Source organism: Exiguobacterium sp. FSL W8-0210 (assembly GCF_038006045.1).
Classification (GTDB): Bacteria; Bacillota; Bacilli; order Exiguobacteriales; family Exiguobacteriaceae; genus Exiguobacterium_A.
Map to the genome: position 1 here is coordinate 74,543 of NZ_JBBOUK010000002.1, position 17,856 is coordinate 92,398.

Annotated in this window: 21 protein-coding genes; 7 read left to right on the forward strand and 14 right to left on the reverse strand. The window is 43.5% G+C overall.

Annotation, left to right across the window (positions count from 1 at the left end; translation table 11 throughout):
- Positions 1 to 163: 163 nt before the first annotated feature.
- Positions 164 to 310, reverse strand: coding sequence for a hypothetical protein (locus MKY22_RS16450; RefSeq protein WP_341090344.1), 147 nt, complete (start codon positions 308 to 310; stop codon positions 164 to 166).
- Positions 311 to 448: 138 nt separating this feature from the next.
- On the opposite strand from MKY22_RS16450, the gene MKY22_RS16455 reads away from it, so the two are divergent.
- Positions 449 to 700, forward strand: coding sequence for a hypothetical protein (locus tag MKY22_RS16455; protein ID WP_341090346.1), 252 nt, complete (start codon positions 449 to 451; stop codon positions 698 to 700).
- The gene (gene mobP2, locus MKY22_RS16460; protein ID WP_341090349.1) at positions 693 to 1,853 is read left to right on the forward strand and encodes a MobP2 family relaxase; all 1,161 of its coding nucleotides are present in this window, start codon (positions 693 to 695) and stop codon (positions 1,851 to 1,853) included. The genes MKY22_RS16455 and mobP2 overlap by 8 nt, the downstream gene beginning before the upstream one ends.
- Before the next feature lie 47 nt (positions 1,854 to 1,900).
- Here the strand turns inward: mobP2 and MKY22_RS16465 are convergent, their stop codons facing one another.
- Complete coding sequence (locus tag MKY22_RS16465; protein ID WP_341090351.1) at positions 1,901 to 2,365, reverse strand: SRPBCC domain-containing protein; 465 nt, start codon at positions 2,363 to 2,365, stop codon at positions 1,901 to 1,903.
- 109 nt (positions 2,366 to 2,474) lie between these two features.
- Here MKY22_RS16465 and MKY22_RS16470 point away from each other — a divergent pair, with 109 nt between their 5' ends.
- The 3 genes from MKY22_RS16470 to MKY22_RS16480 are packed head-to-tail and all read left to right on the forward strand — an operon-like array spanning position 2,475 to position 4,674.
- The gene (locus MKY22_RS16470; RefSeq protein ID WP_312068223.1) at positions 2,475 to 2,930 is read left to right on the forward strand and encodes a hypothetical protein; all 456 of its coding nucleotides are present in this window, start codon (positions 2,475 to 2,477) and stop codon (positions 2,928 to 2,930) included.
- Complete coding sequence (locus tag MKY22_RS16475; RefSeq protein WP_341090355.1) at positions 2,927 to 3,205, forward strand: hypothetical protein; 279 nt, start codon at positions 2,927 to 2,929, stop codon at positions 3,203 to 3,205. The genes MKY22_RS16470 and MKY22_RS16475 overlap by 4 nt, the downstream gene beginning before the upstream one ends.
- Before the next feature lie 5 nt (positions 3,206 to 3,210).
- Positions 3,211 to 4,674, forward strand: a complete 1,464-nt coding sequence (locus MKY22_RS16480) for an ArdC-like ssDNA-binding domain-containing protein (RefSeq protein ID WP_341090357.1) — start codon at positions 3,211 to 3,213, stop codon at positions 4,672 to 4,674.
- A gap of 295 nt (positions 4,675 to 4,969) precedes the next feature.
- On the opposite strand, the gene MKY22_RS16485 is transcribed toward MKY22_RS16480, so the two are convergent.
- From MKY22_RS16485 to MKY22_RS16520, 8 genes are all read right to left on the reverse strand, one after another.
- Positions 4,970 to 6,151: an IS256 family transposase gene (locus tag MKY22_RS16485; protein ID WP_341088539.1), complete on the reverse strand. Its 1,182-nt coding sequence runs from the start codon at positions 6,149 to 6,151 to the stop codon at positions 4,970 to 4,972.
- A 79-nt stretch (positions 6,152 to 6,230) separates the two neighbouring features.
- Positions 6,231 to 6,806: a hypothetical protein gene (locus MKY22_RS16490; RefSeq protein WP_341090361.1), complete on the reverse strand. Its 576-nt coding sequence runs from the start codon at positions 6,804 to 6,806 to the stop codon at positions 6,231 to 6,233.
- Positions 6,807 to 6,855: 49 nt separating this feature from the next.
- Complete coding sequence (locus MKY22_RS16495; RefSeq protein WP_341090363.1) at positions 6,856 to 7,080, reverse strand: DUF3006 domain-containing protein; 225 nt, start codon at positions 7,078 to 7,080, stop codon at positions 6,856 to 6,858.
- The gene (locus MKY22_RS16500) at positions 7,077 to 7,925 is read right to left on the reverse strand and encodes a ComEC/Rec2 family competence protein (protein WP_341090366.1); all 849 of its coding nucleotides are present in this window, start codon (positions 7,923 to 7,925) and stop codon (positions 7,077 to 7,079) included. The genes MKY22_RS16495 and MKY22_RS16500 overlap by 4 nt, the downstream gene beginning before the upstream one ends.
- Positions 7,926 to 8,064: 139 nt before the next feature.
- Positions 8,065 to 8,265 (reverse strand): hypothetical protein, encoded by a 201-nt coding sequence (locus MKY22_RS16505; RefSeq protein ID WP_341090368.1) that lies wholly within the window; start codon positions 8,263 to 8,265, stop codon positions 8,065 to 8,067.
- Positions 8,266 to 8,492: 227 nt separating this feature from the next.
- Positions 8,493 to 8,696 (reverse strand): hypothetical protein, encoded by a 204-nt coding sequence (locus MKY22_RS16510; RefSeq protein ID WP_341090371.1) that lies wholly within the window; start codon positions 8,694 to 8,696, stop codon positions 8,493 to 8,495.
- 653 nt (positions 8,697 to 9,349) lie between these two features.
- A complete protein-coding gene (locus MKY22_RS16515; protein WP_082318459.1) occupies positions 9,350 to 9,802 on the reverse strand; it encodes a JAB domain-containing protein in 453 nt (150 codons plus the stop codon).
- A gap of 429 nt (positions 9,803 to 10,231) precedes the next feature.
- Positions 10,232 to 12,283, reverse strand: coding sequence for a heavy metal translocating P-type ATPase (locus tag MKY22_RS16520; RefSeq protein ID WP_445298384.1), 2,052 nt, complete (start codon positions 12,281 to 12,283; stop codon positions 10,232 to 10,234).
- 271 nt (positions 12,284 to 12,554) lie between these two features.
- On the opposite strand from MKY22_RS16520, the gene MKY22_RS16525 reads away from it, so the two are divergent.
- Positions 12,555 to 13,058, forward strand: coding sequence for a PCYCGC motif-containing (lipo)protein (locus MKY22_RS16525; RefSeq protein WP_341090375.1), 504 nt, complete (start codon positions 12,555 to 12,557; stop codon positions 13,056 to 13,058).
- 43 nt (positions 13,059 to 13,101) lie between these two features.
- On the opposite strand, the gene MKY22_RS16530 is transcribed toward MKY22_RS16525, so the two are convergent.
- From MKY22_RS16530 to MKY22_RS16540, 3 genes are all read right to left on the reverse strand, one after another.
- A complete protein-coding gene (locus MKY22_RS16530; RefSeq protein ID WP_341090378.1) occupies positions 13,102 to 13,782 on the reverse strand; it encodes a response regulator transcription factor in 681 nt (226 codons plus the stop codon).
- Positions 13,783 to 14,101: 319 nt separating this feature from the next.
- Positions 14,102 to 14,428, reverse strand: a complete 327-nt coding sequence (locus MKY22_RS16535) for a four-helix bundle copper-binding protein (protein ID WP_341090380.1) — start codon at positions 14,426 to 14,428, stop codon at positions 14,102 to 14,104.
- Positions 14,429 to 14,517: 89 nt separating this feature from the next.
- A complete protein-coding gene (locus MKY22_RS16540; protein ID WP_341090383.1) occupies positions 14,518 to 14,814 on the reverse strand; it encodes a multicopper oxidase family protein in 297 nt (98 codons plus the stop codon).
- Positions 14,815 to 14,870: 56 nt separating this feature from the next.
- On the opposite strand from MKY22_RS16540, the gene MKY22_RS16545 reads away from it, so the two are divergent.
- A protein-coding gene (locus tag MKY22_RS16545; protein ID WP_341086024.1) for an IS3 family transposase occupies positions 14,871 to 16,432 on the forward strand; the annotation gives its coding sequence in 2 pieces (ribosomal slippage) (positions 14,871 to 15,501 and positions 15,501 to 16,432; 1,563 coding nt in all).
- A gap of 42 nt (positions 16,433 to 16,474) precedes the next feature.
- Here the strand turns inward: MKY22_RS16545 and MKY22_RS16550 are convergent.
- Positions 16,475 to 17,713 (reverse strand): multicopper oxidase family protein, encoded by a 1,239-nt coding sequence (locus MKY22_RS16550; protein ID WP_341090385.1) that lies wholly within the window; start codon positions 17,711 to 17,713, stop codon positions 16,475 to 16,477.
- Between the last annotated feature and the right edge of the window lie 143 nt (positions 17,714 to 17,856).

The following is a 17,856-nucleotide window of genomic DNA, read 5'->3' on the forward strand; positions in this document are numbered from 1 at the left end:
GATTTTCGTGATATCAGGGAAACACTAGGCTCCGCCTAGGCTAGCACGCTGAGTGATAGCAGTTTCCTCTTATGCTCTTTTTCACGCAATTGAACCGTTTTTGGTTTTTTAGCTTTCAAAAATCTAACGCACCTTCATCCATTTCATCGATCTTTATCAGCGCTTAATCCGATTTTGTTACGTCACATTTTTCGAATCTTTTCACCTGATGATGCTGTACCTTCGACCAGATATTTTTCAAGAGTTCGACGATTAAGGAGACGCTCACGGCTTCTCCAAGGGCGTAACTTTGTTCAATGGTCGACTGCATGTTGATTCCTCCATTCCTTGTCTGAGTGGTATCACCTTTCTCACTTCTAATGACAGGAGGAACAAAAGAATTGTTCGGAAATCTTTTCATTTTTTTAGAACATTGAGACTCACTTTCGTGATGGAAGGAGGAAAGTAGATGGACCTCTTGATTCGTGATATCGATCCAATCCTCGTCAAACAACTCGACGAACAAGCGGAGAAACGGTCGTGTTCCCGACAAGAATTATTGAAAGGATTGTTGACCACCTGGTGCGCAGACGGTGTCCAATCGACACAAATCGCGCGTCTTGAACGACAGCTCGAAGCGAACACGTTACACCTGAAGCGGAGCGCAACCGAACTCGAAGTATTGAGCAAACTCTTCCGTGAGGTGATGCACGATGACTAACGTTCCCGGTGTCATCATCAAGTCGAAGTTCAAACTCCCTCAAGCAACACGACGTGCACGTCGCTATACGACATACCTGAGTTACATCGATCGTCCGGAGACGAAAGCACGATCGCATCAATTCGAGAATTACCACGACTATATGGAAGACGAACTGAAATCAAGTGGTCTCTTTACAGCGACGCAAGACCGATTGAATGCGAGGGAACGAGAGCAGTTACGCGATATCTTCCGACGGGCACAAGAGAACGGCAGCATCCTCTGGCAAGACGTCATCTCGTTTGATGAAGCCTGGTTACAGGAAGTCGGCGTTAAAGAAAACCGCTACATCGATGAACAACGATTGATGCAGGCGACACGAAACGCGATCGCTTTGATGATCGAAAAGGAACAGATGTTGCATGCGACATGGACCGCCGCCATCCATTACAACACGGATAACATTCACGTCCATGTCGCGACAGTCGAGACGGTTCAACCACGTGAACGGGGTAAACGCAAACCGAAAACGATCGAGAAGATGAAAGCGCAAGTCGTCCATACACTCGCCGACCGGACACGTGAACAAGAGAAATTGAATACCTTTATCCGCGACGAGGTCCTCGCGCACAAACGGACTCATGAAACACTAGCCGTTTCGAATCGTGTGCTACACCCGGAACTCGTACGCCAATACAAAGCGATTCAGAAACAACTACCGGACGATAAACGGCAGTGCTACTACAACATGAACGGCATGCAAGAACTGCGTTCGTCGCTTGATCAATTCACTGACACTTATCTTGCGACGCACTTCGAGAAAGAACACGCCGCATTCAAGCAACGACTCGATACTGAGGTCGGATTCTACGAGCGAAGTTACGGATCGGCATCGCAAGCATCGGCTTATCGGAAGACGAAAGAACAGGATCTCTACACGCGGATGGGAAACGCCATCCTGTCTGAGATGCGTGAGTCGGATAAGTCGTCCCCGAAGCGTGCGAAGAACGCTGCATCCTCACCTAAACAAAAAATCCGATCAGCGTTTCAACGCGAGCGGATTATGCAAGAGACACTTTATCGAATCGGACGACATATGAACGATGAATGGGAACACATACAAAATCAAAAAGCATTTGAACTTCTTCAGCAAGAAATCGATCAAGATCGCTAAAAGAAAAAGTCACCCTTTCGACAAAAGGATGACAACCAGCAATTTATTTATCGATGATTCATTTGAATTGCATAGTCACTTAAACGCTGGAATTCTTCATTGTACATTCGATTCAATCTTGATTTGGAGAGTTTGTAAAGAATGGCATAAGCCCATTTCGGTGTATCTACTATCAAATCGATTTGTAGCTCTGTTTGATTCTGTTTCGATTGCAAATGGTATTGACCAATCATCGTTCCCATCTCATTCGCAGTCCTGATATCAATGAAGGATGGTGCCTCGATGTTCTCGATCCAAGCATCAGCGGGATAATTTTTTCCGCGGTACTCTTGGATGACTTGAAGTTTCTGACCCGCGTATGAATATTGCAATGGTTCTCCCTCTGCATAGATATGATCTTTAGTCATATTGCTCCAACTCAGAATGTGTTCATTCTTCGTCAAGTAATCGTATAGCTTTTCTATAGGGACATCAATCAATTGAACGGAATTGTAAAAATGAATTTTTGACATGTTCGTACCTCGCCTTAACTAATTTATTTGTTCATCATACCATTCGAACGGAGTCTTGTTTCTTTGACAGTCGTTTTTACAGTTCAAAATTTTAGGAAGGAGCATACAAATGGAAGAAACCAAGCAAGTCCGGATTCGGATGAGTGCTGTGACTGCTGAATTTTTAGAGGAATACCGGGAGCGAGAACGGTTGTCCGGGATTGGTCCGGCAATCGATCACATCATCCGCGATTATCAAGAGATGATCAAAAAGCAATGGGATTTGAACTATGTCAGTCGTTCTGTCTCGAAACAGATCGAGCAAGAGTTGACACTCTTCTGGGAAGAACAGATTACAAAAAGTCTCTCTCCGTTACGAAAGAGCGTCCAACAAACAGACCTCCAAACACAGGTATTGATCGAACTCGTACAAGCCTTGATGCAGACGGAAAGCATCGAGGACATCATTCCGACGACCGAATATCGTCCCTCATTCCTCGAGACGGCAGAGACGGCTGTCAAAAAGCGAATCGACCAGCGCAAGCAATATAAGCACTCGGATGAAGAAAGGATGATCCACAAATGAAACGACTAGAAGCCTTCACACTCGCGACATTTCTCGAATTACATCCGACCCACGTCACCGTCATGATTCATCAATCGCATTATGATATTCCAGTTTCTCAGGATGAACGAGCGTTCCTTCAGCTCTTGCAGGAAGAACCTTTGTTGTTGCTACCGGTATCACGTGATCGTCGTCATCTACTACTGAACCGACTCGCTACCGACCCGATTGTTCTACAGGAACTAGAAGATTTTGAAGGTGCTGCTGATTCGTCCGTTTCGTCGGAAGGAGCGTGAAAGGCATGGGATACAAGAAGAAAACACGTGAGGATTATCAGAGGGAAGTACAAGCGTTGACCGACAAGATGGAGACACAGCTCGCTTCTCACTTCGTCAGTCAAGAGAGTATCAAAGAACATCTCGACTTCATGAGCCGGTTCCATCGCTATTCAACACGGAACATGCTGTTGATCGAGGAGCAGTTCCAAGGTGCACGTGCTGTCGGTTCCTATGCCTACTGGGAGAAGCAAGGTGTCCAAGTCCAAAGGGGTGAGAAAGGCATCAAGATATTCGTCCCCTCCCCCGTCACGTTCATCAAACGAGAGACGGATTGGGTGGCATGGAAGGACGCGACAAAGGCGGAGCAAAAGCGTGCAAAAGAAGGCAATCTTCCGACGCGGAAAGCGATGTATTATAAGATTGGTCACGTCTTCGAGTACACGCAGACCGATGCCCGGGAGAAGGGACTCGAGGTCTCTGAACTGTTTGCTTCCTATCACCGGAACGGATCGATTCGTGAGGCGGAATCGTTTCGCCACGCGTTGAACGGGATTGCCGAGACACAAGACGTGACATTACTCAATCAACCATTGAACGAACTCGGTACCGCGAAAGGATGCTTTTATCCAGAACTGAACGCGATCGCCTTGAATCCGCGGAACTCGGATATTGAGAACGTCACTGTTCTGATTCATGAACTCGCGCATGCCAATCTGCATAATATGGAGCGGAACGAAGAACGTGGAATTGAGTTGAACCCACACGAGAAGGAGTTTCAAGCGGAGATGGTCGCCTATACTGTTGCGGCACACTTTGGTTTCCCGACGGATGAGTTTTCATTGTCGTATCTCGCCAGTTGGACGCAAGGGAAAGACTTGCGCGACAAGGAGGATCTGTTGCACGAAGTCCATCAGACATCCGGTCACTTCATCCGTGAAATCCATACTTCGCTCGAGCAGGAGCATATCTTGGAACGCGAAGCATCGCCGCTTAAGATGATTGAGTATATCGAACAGACTGCACAGATTACTGAACAAGGATTACCGTTGGCAGAACGGCTGGAGCGGATCACACAACATTCACCGAAGGACGTCAGTGTCTACCTGACGAGTATCGCCAAGCAGGACACGCAACAAGACCTATCAACGTTTGACAAACCGATGATGCTCGTTCATGGAGCGACAGACTTCTTCGAACCGTTTGCGAAAGCCAATGACCGTGACTTCAATGAACATGAGACGGTCGCCTATACGCTGATTATCCCGGGCGAAGAACCGATCAGCCAACACTTCCGCATCCTCGATGACGCTTCAGGACCGCTTCATCATATCCTGAACACAGAAGTCGTCAGTAAGGAGACAGAACAAGTACTTGAAAAAGCGTGGTACGACGAGATGATTTCGAAGGAAGATCGTGACATAGAAAAGATCCGACAAATCGTGACGTGTCACTTTAACATGCCTGAGCAGGATTTTCATAGTCGCTAATTAATTTCTCGAAAAATTGAAGAGAACTACCACATTTACAGACAAAGGAGTAGCTCTCTTCAATTGATTTATAGAATAGTTTAAATGAATAAATTTAAAAGCAATAACCATTTATAAATATTCTTGTTCGAATTTCTTTTGAAAATCGTTTTGTACCTTATTATAAATTTCATTGAGAACTTTTTCATTCCAAGTATTTTTTTTTAATTTACGAATATCTGATTTACTGATCTTTGATAGAGACCGTCAATAATTATGTGTAAATAAGTAAATCCTTTTCTTGTATATATGTTGATTAAGCCTGTTTGAACATCTCAACCAGCTCTGCACGAGCTTGATCGAATCCGATATGGCAACGGGTGGAGAAGTTCTGATTATAGATTTCGAATTGGGAAACCAGGAAGCGGTCCAAGGAATCTTCGTTCGGGAATTGCTCCTTGCGCTTGCTGTATTTCTTCACTTTCTTATTGAACGACTCGATGAGGTTTGTCGAATAGATGCTTCGCCAAATCGATTTTGGGAAGTCGTAGAAGGTGAAAATAAAGGGATTGGATTCCAATGATCTTGTCACTTTCGGATAGGCGGTTTTCCATTTCTCGACAAAGGCTTTCAGTGCCTCTTCGCCCAGTTTCCGGCTTTCCGCCCGGTACACCGATTTGAAGTCTTCACAGATTTCTGGCCGGTCAGCGACACGGACTTTGTGGGAGATGTTGCGCGACAGATGGACGCAGCACGCTTGATACTTGGCATCCGGAAAAACCGCAAAGATGCGATCGGTGATGCCTTTCAAGCCGTCGGAGATAAACAGAAGCACCTCTTCGACACCGCGCTCCTTTAAGTCCAATAGGACTTCTTCCCAAACGAACGCGGATTCCGTGGGCGCCACTGTATAAGCCAGGACTTCTTTCGAGCCATCCTCCCGGATGCCAACTGCGATATAGACGGCTTCCTTGGAGACGGTGTCGCGCTTGAGGGAAATGTAAGTCGCATCCAGATAGACACAGGCATAGCGCTTATCCAACGGACGAGATTTAAACGCTTCGACCTGTTCACTCATCGCTTTCGTCATATTGGAAATCGTTTGCGGGGTGTAGTGATGGCCGTACATCTTCTCAATCAGATCCGAGATCTCGGACATCGTGACGCCTTTCTGGAACATGTGAATGACGAAAGATTCCAGCGTATCGTTTGAGCGCTTGTATGGAGCGACCGTCTGTTGGTTGAATTCGCCGTTCCGGTCACGTGGAATCGACAGGTTTAAATCCCCGTACTCCGTATGGAGTGTCCGCGTGTAGACGCCATTCCGGGAATTGCCGGAGTTGAAGCCGATGCGGTCATATTTTTCGTAATCCAGGAAAGCTGTGAGTTCGGTCTGAAGGAGCGTATTGACCGCTGTCTCCAGATGCTTGCGGAAAACTTCGGAGATGTCTTCTTTTTTTACTAGAGCTTGCATGATATCTGTTGTAAACTGAGTCATAGGGAAGGCCTCTTTTCTGTGAATGGGTTGTGGTGACTTAATTCTACAAGAAAAGGTCTTCCTTTTTCTATTTATTCATTTACACAAGATATTTTACGCTCTCCTTTGATAATGAGTTGAAGTTAAATCTAGTAATAGATACTAAGTCATTAAATCCTTCTTCAAATTTATTAAGATTACGTGCTGCAATTAAATAAGCATGTACTCGCATAGAATGTTCAATACCATAACCTACATTACTATGAAGTTTTACTTTTAATCTTTTCAGTACTTTTAAACTGTATATCAAAAAAAACAGTTGTATTTCTAGTTTACGAGTATATTCTTGTTGTTCAACATCGTAAGCATCTAATGAATTATATTTACTATCTTCCTCTATTCTTTTATAAAGAAGATTCTCATCGCCATACATTATATTTTTTAAAATCGGATCGACATTTGTTCTTAGATCCTCTAAAGAAGATTTTTCAGAATGATGATTTAAAGAAATTTTTGATGTAAAATTTAGAATATTGCTTATATTCGGTACAATATAATGATCCGATATATTTTGTAGTATTTTTTTATTTTCTCGTTTGTTACTATAACGTGCATTCATAATTTGTGCGATTATTGCAGCAATCAAACTGATGTATATTGCAAAATCTATCTTCAAATGATATCCACCTCTTAAATTTTTTTAAAAGCTAACTCACCTTTCATACTTAGTCTTCCCATAACTCCTCCATCAATTCATCGATTTCATTTGAGAGTCGTTCTCGTTCACAATCATCCTTCTCGATATGACCATACTCATCGATCCAAATAACATCGCCTGACTCCACCGTCATTGGAAAGCGAGAAATTAGAATGTCGCGCATCCCATCGTCGAACTCGACGACGACCCACTTCCCTTCAATCCGGTCGATGATCCCTTTCCGCTTCGTCATTTCGACTTCTTGATCGTATAGGACGATCCGTTCCCTTCGAAGACGATTGTGCCGCTCTTATCCGTCCGTAACATCGTCGCCTTCGCACGCTTCAGGTTTGTCACGACTTCCTTCGTCGGATGTCCGTACGCATTCTTCCCGACACTGATAACGGCGTACTTCGGTTTGACATATTTGAGGAACGTCGCGCTCGTCGATGTCTTCGCTCCGTGATGCCCAACCTTGAGGACGTCTGCACGCAGTGTCTTCTTCTTCGCGATCATGTCCTGTTCCGACTTCAGTTCCGCGTCTCCCGTGAACAGGAACGTGTTCTTCTTATAGGCGACATGTAGGACAGCACTCCAATTGTTCAGGTCACTCTTCGCATACTCTTTGACCGGTCCGACGAATTGCGCCTTTACGCCTCCTTTGACAGGAAGCGAGACGCCAGCCTTCGCCGTCTTGATCGTCAGCTTCTCGCGTTTGACCGCCAACAAGAAGTCCTTGTAGGCTTGCGTCGTATGCTTGACCTTCGGTGCATAAACGCTCTTGACCTTGAACGAATCAAGGACTTCATCAAGACCACCGATATGATCGGCATCCGGATGCGTCGAGATCAACACCTCGATGTCGCCGACCTTCTGTTTCTTCAGATAGGTGACGAGTTCATCACCTTTCCCTTTGTTGCCACCATCGATGACGATATCTTCACCGCTCGGCATCTTGATGTAGATTGCGTCGCCCTGACCGACATCGATATAGTGGACCTTAATTTTCGGTGTTGCTGCCTCTGCGCCTTGAAGTGGTCCGACGAGTAATCCGATACTTGCGAGCGCTAAGCTAGCACCCATCCATTTTTGTTTCATCTTCCATCGCTCCATTCCTGATTTGTAAGTTAACTTCAGTATACAGTGAATATCAGGAGAAAGTTGGACATTTTTCCCACTCATTGATTTTTCTAGATAGGTCAGTTGATATGTAGATCGATATACAAAAAAACAGACCTCAATGGGTCTGCTTAGTAAAGTGTTTCTGCATGAAATTTGTTAATCGATCAACATCGATGAACCAGGTTACGTGCTCAATCGATCCATCTACTTCCCGCACGAATCGAAGCTGAGCATCCATTAATGTCACCTTACCCTGCTTCGCCTCTTTATGCCCTTTATTTTGATCAAGCATATCAAACAGTTCTAGCACGCTCATCTACTCCACTCCTTACTGTTTTCTTGATTACAGCATAAAACGAATCGAGCATGCTTACGAATTACCTTAAATCAGATAAGCAAGAGGTTATAAGAGATAACCGAGTTTTTACGAAGCGATATACAGTTGATTTTCCACGCAAGGACTAAAAAAGACCTAAAAAAGAAACGACCTTTTCTAGCATCGTTTCTGACATAAAAATGGACATGATTTTCTTGCATATCAAATTAATAGAGATAAATAAGTACACCTACGATCAGAATGAGCGGCACCAATAATACCTTACCGGTACGGCTTAAAAAGCTTTTCTTTTCTTTCGTAAATAAGAAATCAATCAATAGGAAAAGTCCGAATGCAATCGGTACGAGGTAGAGTAGATTGACATTCGTAAGTGCTGCAACGAATACATCGGTCGACCCATCAAAGTTCATATGTCGTTTCTCCTTCTTTAGACATCCTCGCATGAGATATATCATTTACTACCGAAGCGCTAATGACGATCTAATACGTGGACAAGACTCTTTCCTTTAGTATGCCATTCCTTCCACTAAATCCTAACCTTTTATTTTTCTTTTTAGCATTCTATGAAACGCTCCGTGCCCTCCGTCTCAAGGAACAGGAACGTAGAGATGCCTCGCGCAAGCGAGTCGCAGCTCTCGTTATCGGTCCGGCAGGAGGACAGCGGTGCGATGAGGCTGTAGGCTGCATGCAGCCTACAGCCTCACGCATGAGCCCGAAAGCTCTTTTGTTTTCTACATGACTATAGAAAGACTAGACAGAAACATCTACGTCATCATCAATCGATCTAGATCAATCCACTATCTATAGAACTCCATCCATTCAATTACTTCTCTACTCACCACTACATCAAGAAAGACACTCTCTCTTATAGAAGATACGGTGCACGTACGCTTTCCCGTAGTGGATCCTTCCACTGCGGGCGTCTCACTGCCTTTGGATTTGGGACAAATCCATTCTTTATTCGCTCGTACTCTCTTCAAAGAAAAACGACGTCGTTTTTCGTCCATGCCCTCGCGCGCGGACAGGACGGGGTTATCCCGTCCGTCTACGCTATATTATGCCTTTACAGGACACCCTGCGCTTTCAAGCTGACGTATTCTTCTCCCGCACCGACGATGATGTGGTCAAGCAATTGAATCCCGACGATACGCCCGACCTCGACGAGCCGTTCTGTCACCTCGATGTCTTCCCGTGACGGATGCGGGTCACCGCTCGGATGCTGGTGGCTGACGATGAGCGACGTCGCATTATTGAGGATGGCGGACTTGAAGATTTCTCTAGGGTGGACGACGCTCGAGTTGATGCTCCCGACGTGTGCCCGATGGACGGCAATAACGCGGTTCTTCGTATTGAGTAGGATGACGAGGAACACCTCACGGTCATCGTCCTGGATGAAGCGTTTGGCGACACAGAACGCGTCCTCTGGGGACGTGATGTGTGTCGTCTCGAGCGCGACGTCCGGCTCACGGACCTCTTGGCGGATACGAGTGATTTCAACGAGTGTAGTCAGTTTCATGGGATAGCTCCTTTCGCGAGTGGGATGCAGTCCGACACGGTGCCGTCCTGTTGACGGGAACGCAGCGAGCGTCGCGAGACGGGGCAAGGGTGACCGCAGGGAAAGATCAAAAAAAGCGGACAGCGCACCGGGACGAAGGCTTCCGTAGCCCGCGAGCGAAAAGCGTGCTTTGAGCCAAAACGTGGAGGAAGACGAGGAACGGCAGCGGCTTTTTTTGATGGCCCTTGCGCCGACGAGGAGCGAGCTAGAGTACGGAAACAGGACGGCTTGCGGTCCCTTTCCATCAGGCAGAGCGGGATCGCTCTGTTCCATGCTTTTACTTATGGAATTTCATCTGATTGTAAACAAAAAAAGAACACATTCTAACTCTTGAAATGAGATAGAATGTGTTCTTCCAAAAAACGTACAAAACGTAAAGATAAATATCTATTAAATTCTCAATGTTTTCGCATTAATAGCGACAATGACTGTACTTAAACTCATCAAAACTGCTCCAATTGCTGGTGAGAGAATGATACCGTACGGTGCTAAAACACCTGCAGCTAGCGGAATCGTAATGATGTTATAACCAGCTGCCCACCATAGATTCTGAATCATCTTATTGTATGTCTTTCGCGAAAGTTCGATGACAGATAAGACGTCCTTCGGGTTACTTTTGACAAGGACAATGTCCGCCGTTTCAACAGCCACATCTGTTCCACTACCAATCGCAATCCCTACATCCGCTTGTGCGAGGGCTGGCGCATCGTTGATTCCGTCTCCTACCATCCCTACTTTTTTCCCTTCGGCTTGCACTTGTTTTACTTGACGTGACTTATCATCCGGTAGTACTTCTGCATACACTTGATCAATCTCGAGTTGGGAAGCAACCCACGAAGCAACCTTTCGATTATCTCCAGTCAGCATGATAGACTGGATCCCTTTCTGCTTTAACTCCTGTACAGTCTTCTTAGCTTCCTCACGAACAAGATCGGCAAGGGCGACCATACCGATTAATTGTGTTTCCTTTAAGACGAAGACGACCGTTTTCCCTTCTTCAGACAACCCTTCGAATGTCGCTTCGTCGATTTCGAGTTGTTTGTCTCGTACATATCTTGGACTAACGACGCGGACTTGTTCTCCTTCGACTGTTCCCTCCAATCCGATGCCTGTCATTGATCCAAATCCTCTGACCGATGGTAAGTCGAGTTTTCGTCTTTCGACTTCAGTCATGATCCCGCGAGCAAGTGGGTGTTGCGAAGACTGTTCAATGGCTCCTGCAAGGCGCAACACTTCTTCATCACTTATACCTGTGCTTGCCACGACGTCCGTCACTCCAAAATTCCCTTGGGTTAAGGTACCCGTCTTATCAAAGATAATCGCATCTAATTTTCGAGCTTCTTCGAATTGAGTTCGATTTCGGATCAAAAGACCCCTCTTAGCGGAAAGTGCTGTAGAGACCGATACGACAAGTGGCGCTGCTAAACCAAGCGCATGCGGACAAGAAATCACCATAACCGTTACCATACGCTCGATTGCTGTACTAACCGAGTATCCAAGCGCAACCCAAATCACGAAAGTCAGTATCCCTGCTCCGACCGCAAGATAGAAGAGAATTTTTGCAGCTCGATTAGCTAAGTTTTGTGTCCGTGATTTGGAAGATTGCGCTTCACTTACTAATCCGATGACTTTTGAAAGATAGGTTCCCTCACCGGTATCCGTTGTCTCAACTGTCAGACCACCTTCTTGATTGATCGAGCCAGCGATCACGGTGTCGTTCTCTTGCTTATCTACCGGAAGCGATTCACCGGTAAGCATCGATTCGTCAATCGTCGTTGTCCCTTCGACGATTTTTCCATCTACCGGCACCTGTTCTCCCGGCTTGATTCGAATGAGATCACCTGCCTCTAGTTCAGTAACCGGTACCTCTTCAACTTTCCCATCCTTCACTCGATGCGCCACACTCGGAAGTAACTTCACCAATTCCTGCAACGCATTCGATGCACCCATGATTGATTTCATTTCAATCCAATGCCCGAGTAGCATGATGTCGATCAAGGTCGCTAACTCCCAAAAGAAATCATGCCCCTGCCCGAAGCCGAGTATGATAGCGACACTATAGAAATAGGCTACACTAATTGCTAAAGCGATCAACATCATCATTCCAGGATTTTTTTGGCGTAGCTCATCGATACTCCCTTTCAGGAAGGGCCATCCACCGTAAAAATAGACAATTGTGGATAATGAAAGCAAAACAACGTCGTCATATGGAAAGCTGATGCTGATACCAGACCATTCTTGAATCATTTTGGAAAGTAGCAGAATTGGAATAGTCAACATTAACGATACGAAAAATCTTTTCTTGAAGTCTCCAATCATTCCTTCATGTTCATGATGGGAGGTACTCATTTGGTGGTCTTCGTGCTGAGTGTGTTCGTGATGGATTTGATGATTCATAAGAACTCCCCCTTTTACATACTTTATATTGTGTATGATGTACATAGATATCATGATTATATAGAGTGACCTACCTTGTTCCCTTTAAATGAAGCTTGTATATAAACATAAAATATACTTTGACACACTAAAAAATAAAAATTACCATACAGATACATGCTATATCTTTTGAAACAAGAACATTAGTTCGAAAAAAATATTTTGAAAAAAGAATATTTATCTTAAACAGACAAATGAGTAAATAAAAAAATACAAAAATCTCTAATTAAAAAGGTTTTTATACAACTCTATAATTATCACGAAGGAGAATAGAATGATGAAATTTAACATACTCTTAAAAAGCGTAAGCCTTTTTAGCCTATCCTTGATTGCGGTCGGCTGTACTCAAGACCCGACGAAATCTTCTACCCCCAATCATTCAAAGGAAGCCAATCATGCGGAACATATGAGCGGTGACAAGATTGAAGAAACATCATCATCGGTGATGCTTCCTACATTTTTAAAAACTCAACCTGAAGATGTAAGAAATGTTTATCAAGCTGTAGCAAAGAATCGGAAATTACTCGAAAAAATACCTTGTTATTGTGGCTGTGGTGAAACAGTCAATCACAAAAATAATTATGATTGTTTCATAGAAGAAAATACGACGGATGGGTCGGTGAAATGGACAAGTCACGGAACAACGTGCAGCACCTGTCTCGAGATTGCTGTAAAGTCCATTTTGAAGCAACAAGATGGAGAGTCGGTTAAAGATATTCGTTCTGCAATCGATTCTTCATATAAAGATGGCTACTCGAAACCAACACCTACTCCTTTATGATTTTTATAAGGACACTTTTGCGCCTATAAGCAAGAGTGTCCTTTCATTTCGTTTCATCTTCACTCCAACGATACCCTCTCCCCCAAATGGTTTTCAGATGCCTATCTATCGGATAATCTAACTCTCTTAACTTTTCTCTAATCATCTTAATATGAGAGTCCACTGTCCTCGGATCCGATTCTGACGTGTAAGACCAAACGAATTCATAAAGCTCCAGTCTGTTGAAGAGCCTTCCAGGATGTTGAAGAAAAAGTCGTAATAATGCATGTGCTTTGGGTGTAAAGTCAATCGACTTGCCATCCAATAAAATTAAATTGTTGCTCTCATCGAACGTAAGTCCATGGTATATAACGGGATCTTTGGCTTTCCTTCTCATGACAGACCGAACTCTTGCTAAAAGTACGTCCCCGTTAAACGGCTTTGTGACATAATCTGTAGCTCCAGCATCTAGCCCTTTAACGATAGATTCAGCATCATTCAAAGCCGTTATCATGATGATCGGGACTTCCGGGTGAGAATCCGTTATTTTCTTACATACTTCGAATCCATCGTACATTGGCATCATGACATCCAATAAAATCAAATCAAAAGTTTCTTTTTTCACTTTCTCCAAAGCTTCGATCCCATCATTCGCCATACTACATTCATATCCTATTGGTTCTAGATAGAGTCTTAATAATTGCCTCATTCTTATTTCATCATCAACAATTAATATTTTATCCATCCTAGCCACCACCTCTTCCATTAGAATTTTTTAATAATAAATGATTGTTAATCCATTTCCTCATTAATTTCACGAACTTTTTATACAATCAACTCAAACTACAGAATGGAGTTGATTTTCATGAAAAATTTTATGAAGAGTTTAATCGTTACTCTGTATGTATCCTTCTTTTTTCTCACTATACTACTGGTCTATAAAGGTTATGAACTTTTTCACAACTAACTATCGTATTTTTTATAGATAAAGGAGCATCTGATTTTCAGCTCACACTTTTTTGGCATGGCGGCTCTAGATGCTCCTTCATTTTTAATTCTGCACTTTAAGCAATTAATTTACGACAGACCGTTGCACATTCATTACAAGCCTCAGCACACTTTTTACAATGCTCATGATCATGTTTCGAACATTCATCGGCACATCTTTCACAAATTTCAACACAGCTTCTAGCAAGAAGATCGATATTGCTGCTATTTCGAGAAATAGCTTGTACTAGAAGACTACAAATTTCAGAACAATCTCTGTCTAAACGTATACACTCTACCATCGAAGAAACATGATGTTCACTCAAACATGCATCAAAGCATTCATTACACGTCACTATACAGTTGTGTAGAGCACCTAAGATTTCTTGTTGTCCAGTATGCATTCTAAAATCCCTCCATTTTCATCTTTATTGGGTTACACAAAGCCTATTTCCTTAGTTTGTGAAGAAAAGATGAAAACAGCCCTCTATTTTTAGTCTACTTTCAACTGACCCATCATTCCGTTTTCTTCATGTTCAAGGATATGGCAATGGTACATAAATACCCCTTTTTCTTTGAAAGTCATCTGAATCTTAACTCGTTCGTTCGGTTTTATAGCGATAGTGTCTTTTAGACCTGTTTCTTGCTCATCCACTTTCTGTCCGTTTCTCTCTATTACCCTGAATTGGACTCCATGAATGTGGAAGGGATGAGTCATTCCACCCATCATGTCCTTTTTATTATAGATTTCCCAAATTTCCGTTTCTCCTTTTTTTGATATGCTCCCCAAAAAGTAGACAGTTGAAATAACAAAAACTGTCTACTTTTTTGAAGGGAGCTTTTTCTATGACTAAATCTAAGTTTTCGTCAGATGAAAAACTACGAATCATTAAGATGTGTGAAGACCGAATCGACTCGATCAAATCGATTGCCTCGCTCTTCGAGCTTTCAGTCACCACCTTAAATAGATGGAGGACAAAATATCGTACGGGCGGCTCCATGGCACTTCGTAATCGAACAGAGTGGACGCGTTATCCGGAAGAACTGAAGATGAAGGCTATACGTGCAGTACTCGACCAAAAGGAATCGCTTATTAGCGCTACGGCACGGTTTGATATCTCGGATAGAAGCCTACTTGCGAAGTGGATAGAGAGGTATACTAGTCATAGTACTCAAGGGAAACCATTGAAGGAGCGATCCACTATGACTAAAGGTAGAACCACTACATTCGAAGAGCGTGTCCAGGCAGTCATGGACTGTATACAGAACAGAAAAGACTATCAAAGCATCATGAAGACCCATCGGGTCTCGTACCAACAAATTTATAGCTGGGTAAGAAAGTTCGAGAAGGACGGAATCGACGCACTGATGGACCGTCGCGGACGTCAGAAGCCAGTAGAAGAATTGACGGATACAGACCGTTTGGCGTTGGATCTGAAACGACTCGAGAAAGAAAATGAGCGTCTACGCATGGAGAACGATTTCTTAAAAAAGTTAGAGGAGATCGAGAGGAGGTCACGTTAAGTCAAATTCGTCTTCAAGATAAATATGAAGCCATTCAATCATCGGTAGAGCAATTTGGTTACCCGATCATCGCCCTGTGTCACCTCGCTGGAGTCTCGCGCGCTGCCTACTACAAGTGGTTACGCCGGATTGGTATACCACAGACTCGTGAGACGGAGAACATGAAAATCATCGAAGAGATGAACGAGATCCACCTTACGGTGAACGGAATCTATGGCTACCGACGGATGACATTGAACCTGAAACGTCGTTTCGGAAGAAACGTCAACGCGAAGCGTGTCCGTCGCCTGATGCATGTCGCCGGTATTCATTGCGTCATACGCCGGAAACGTCCTTTGTATATTCGTAATCGCCCTCAACAGACTGCAGAGAACATTCTGAACCGTGATTTCAACGCCGCAGGACCGAACCAAAAATGGGTGACGGATGTCACGGAACTGAAGTATGGCGCCTCTCAGAAGGCGTATTTGAGCGCCATTCTGGACCTATATGATGGATCCATCCGTGCCTTCGTTCTTGGGCATTCCAATAATAATCAGCTTGTGTTCGATACTCTTGAACACGCCCTACAGGGCGCATCCGGAAGTCGTCCCTTGCTTCATAGTGATCGAGGATTTCAATATACTTCTCATGCGTTTCGTCATATGACACGCGTGGCAGGCATTACACAAAGTATGTCTCGGGTTGGAAGATGTATTGATAACGGACCGATGGAGTCCTTTTGGGGAGCGTTGAAGTGCGAAAGTTATTATCTACATAAGTTTGCGGAGTTCGACGAACTCCGACTCGCAATCCAGAAATATATTTACTTCTACAATGAAGAACGATATCAACAACGATTAAACGGCTTGGCTCCATTAGAATACAGAGCGCAAGCCGTTTAAAGGATTTTTATTATTTGTCCTGTCTACTTGACAGGGAGCAGTTCATTTTGCCTGAATATCGATTCTCGTCTTATCAAATTTTTCACCATTAATTTCAACATTTTTGCCCATTCCGAACAAAGTTAACTTTTGATTCACTGTAGTCAAGGTCTTTAGCGGCTTTTCATATCCATTTTTCGATGCTAATGCACTTCGGTTCGTCCCTTGTTTATCCTTCAACTTAAAGTTAACGATTCTTACTCCACTCGTATCAAGTGAAACAGTCTCACCAATTTTTCTTTTTGAAAAGTCTATCACTACCTCTACACGTTCACCTGGACTCAAATCAATTTTTTTCACATTTTTTGCTTTCGACATGTAACCACCGTCATCAGCAATTTTTTTAAAGGATGAGCCGTCAGATAACTTCACTGAATAGTTCCGTGCATTGGATCCATTTATCAACCTGACTCTAAGTTGCGAATATTTAACGTTAAAATACGGATTAATCGTTCCGTTTACGAGGAGCGTATCGCCTAAAGCACCATCTGTTTTTTCTACATCAGCATATCCAAGGACAGTCCTGTTCTTAACTTTTCGATCTTGAAGAATTAATGGAATATCATTTTCACCATATTTTCGAGGTAGCATCGTCTCTTTAGTTTTTTCATCTTTTACGTATAACAATCCTGCTAATCCCTCGTATACTTGTTCAGCAGTCTTACCCATTGCATGTGGATGAAACCACAATGTCGATTCATTTTGCTTCACTTTGAACTTTACTACTTTCGTCTCACCAGCTTTCACAATCTGATGTGGTCCGCCATCTACGGATGATGGTACAACCAGACCGTGCCAATGGAATGTAGTCTCTTCTGATAAGCGATTCACCGTACGGATTGTCACCGTTTTCCCTCTTTTCAACTCCACTACAGGACCTAAATAATTTCCGTTATACCCGAGAGTTTTAGTTTTTTTACCATCTCGGAAGAACTGTGTTTCCCCTTTTTTAGCGACAATCGTGTATTGAATGGAATTTTTGGTTTCACGATCGGCTTTTAACATCTTAGGGATGTTTAATCGCCGCTCTTTTTCTTTAGTTGATTTTAAATCGACACTCGCACCATGCCCCATTCCTTCCATCATGTTTTGATTTGTAGTGCTGTTTCCTCCATTCATCATAGATTTCATGTGTTGTTTGTTATTTGACATAGTACCTTGGGTAAGAAGTAAATACGAACCGCCCGCTATGATCAGTAGAGTAAAGATACCGATAGTTGCGATTAACCATGTTTTCTTCACATTAATCATTCCTCTCAATCAATTATTATCTTCAACTTAAAGAATGATTGTGAAAAAAATATGTCTTTATACAAATCAATTTTATATTCTTTTTCCAATGTGCTACTTGTCTACTCTCTGCAAAGTTTCTGCAAATTTGTGTG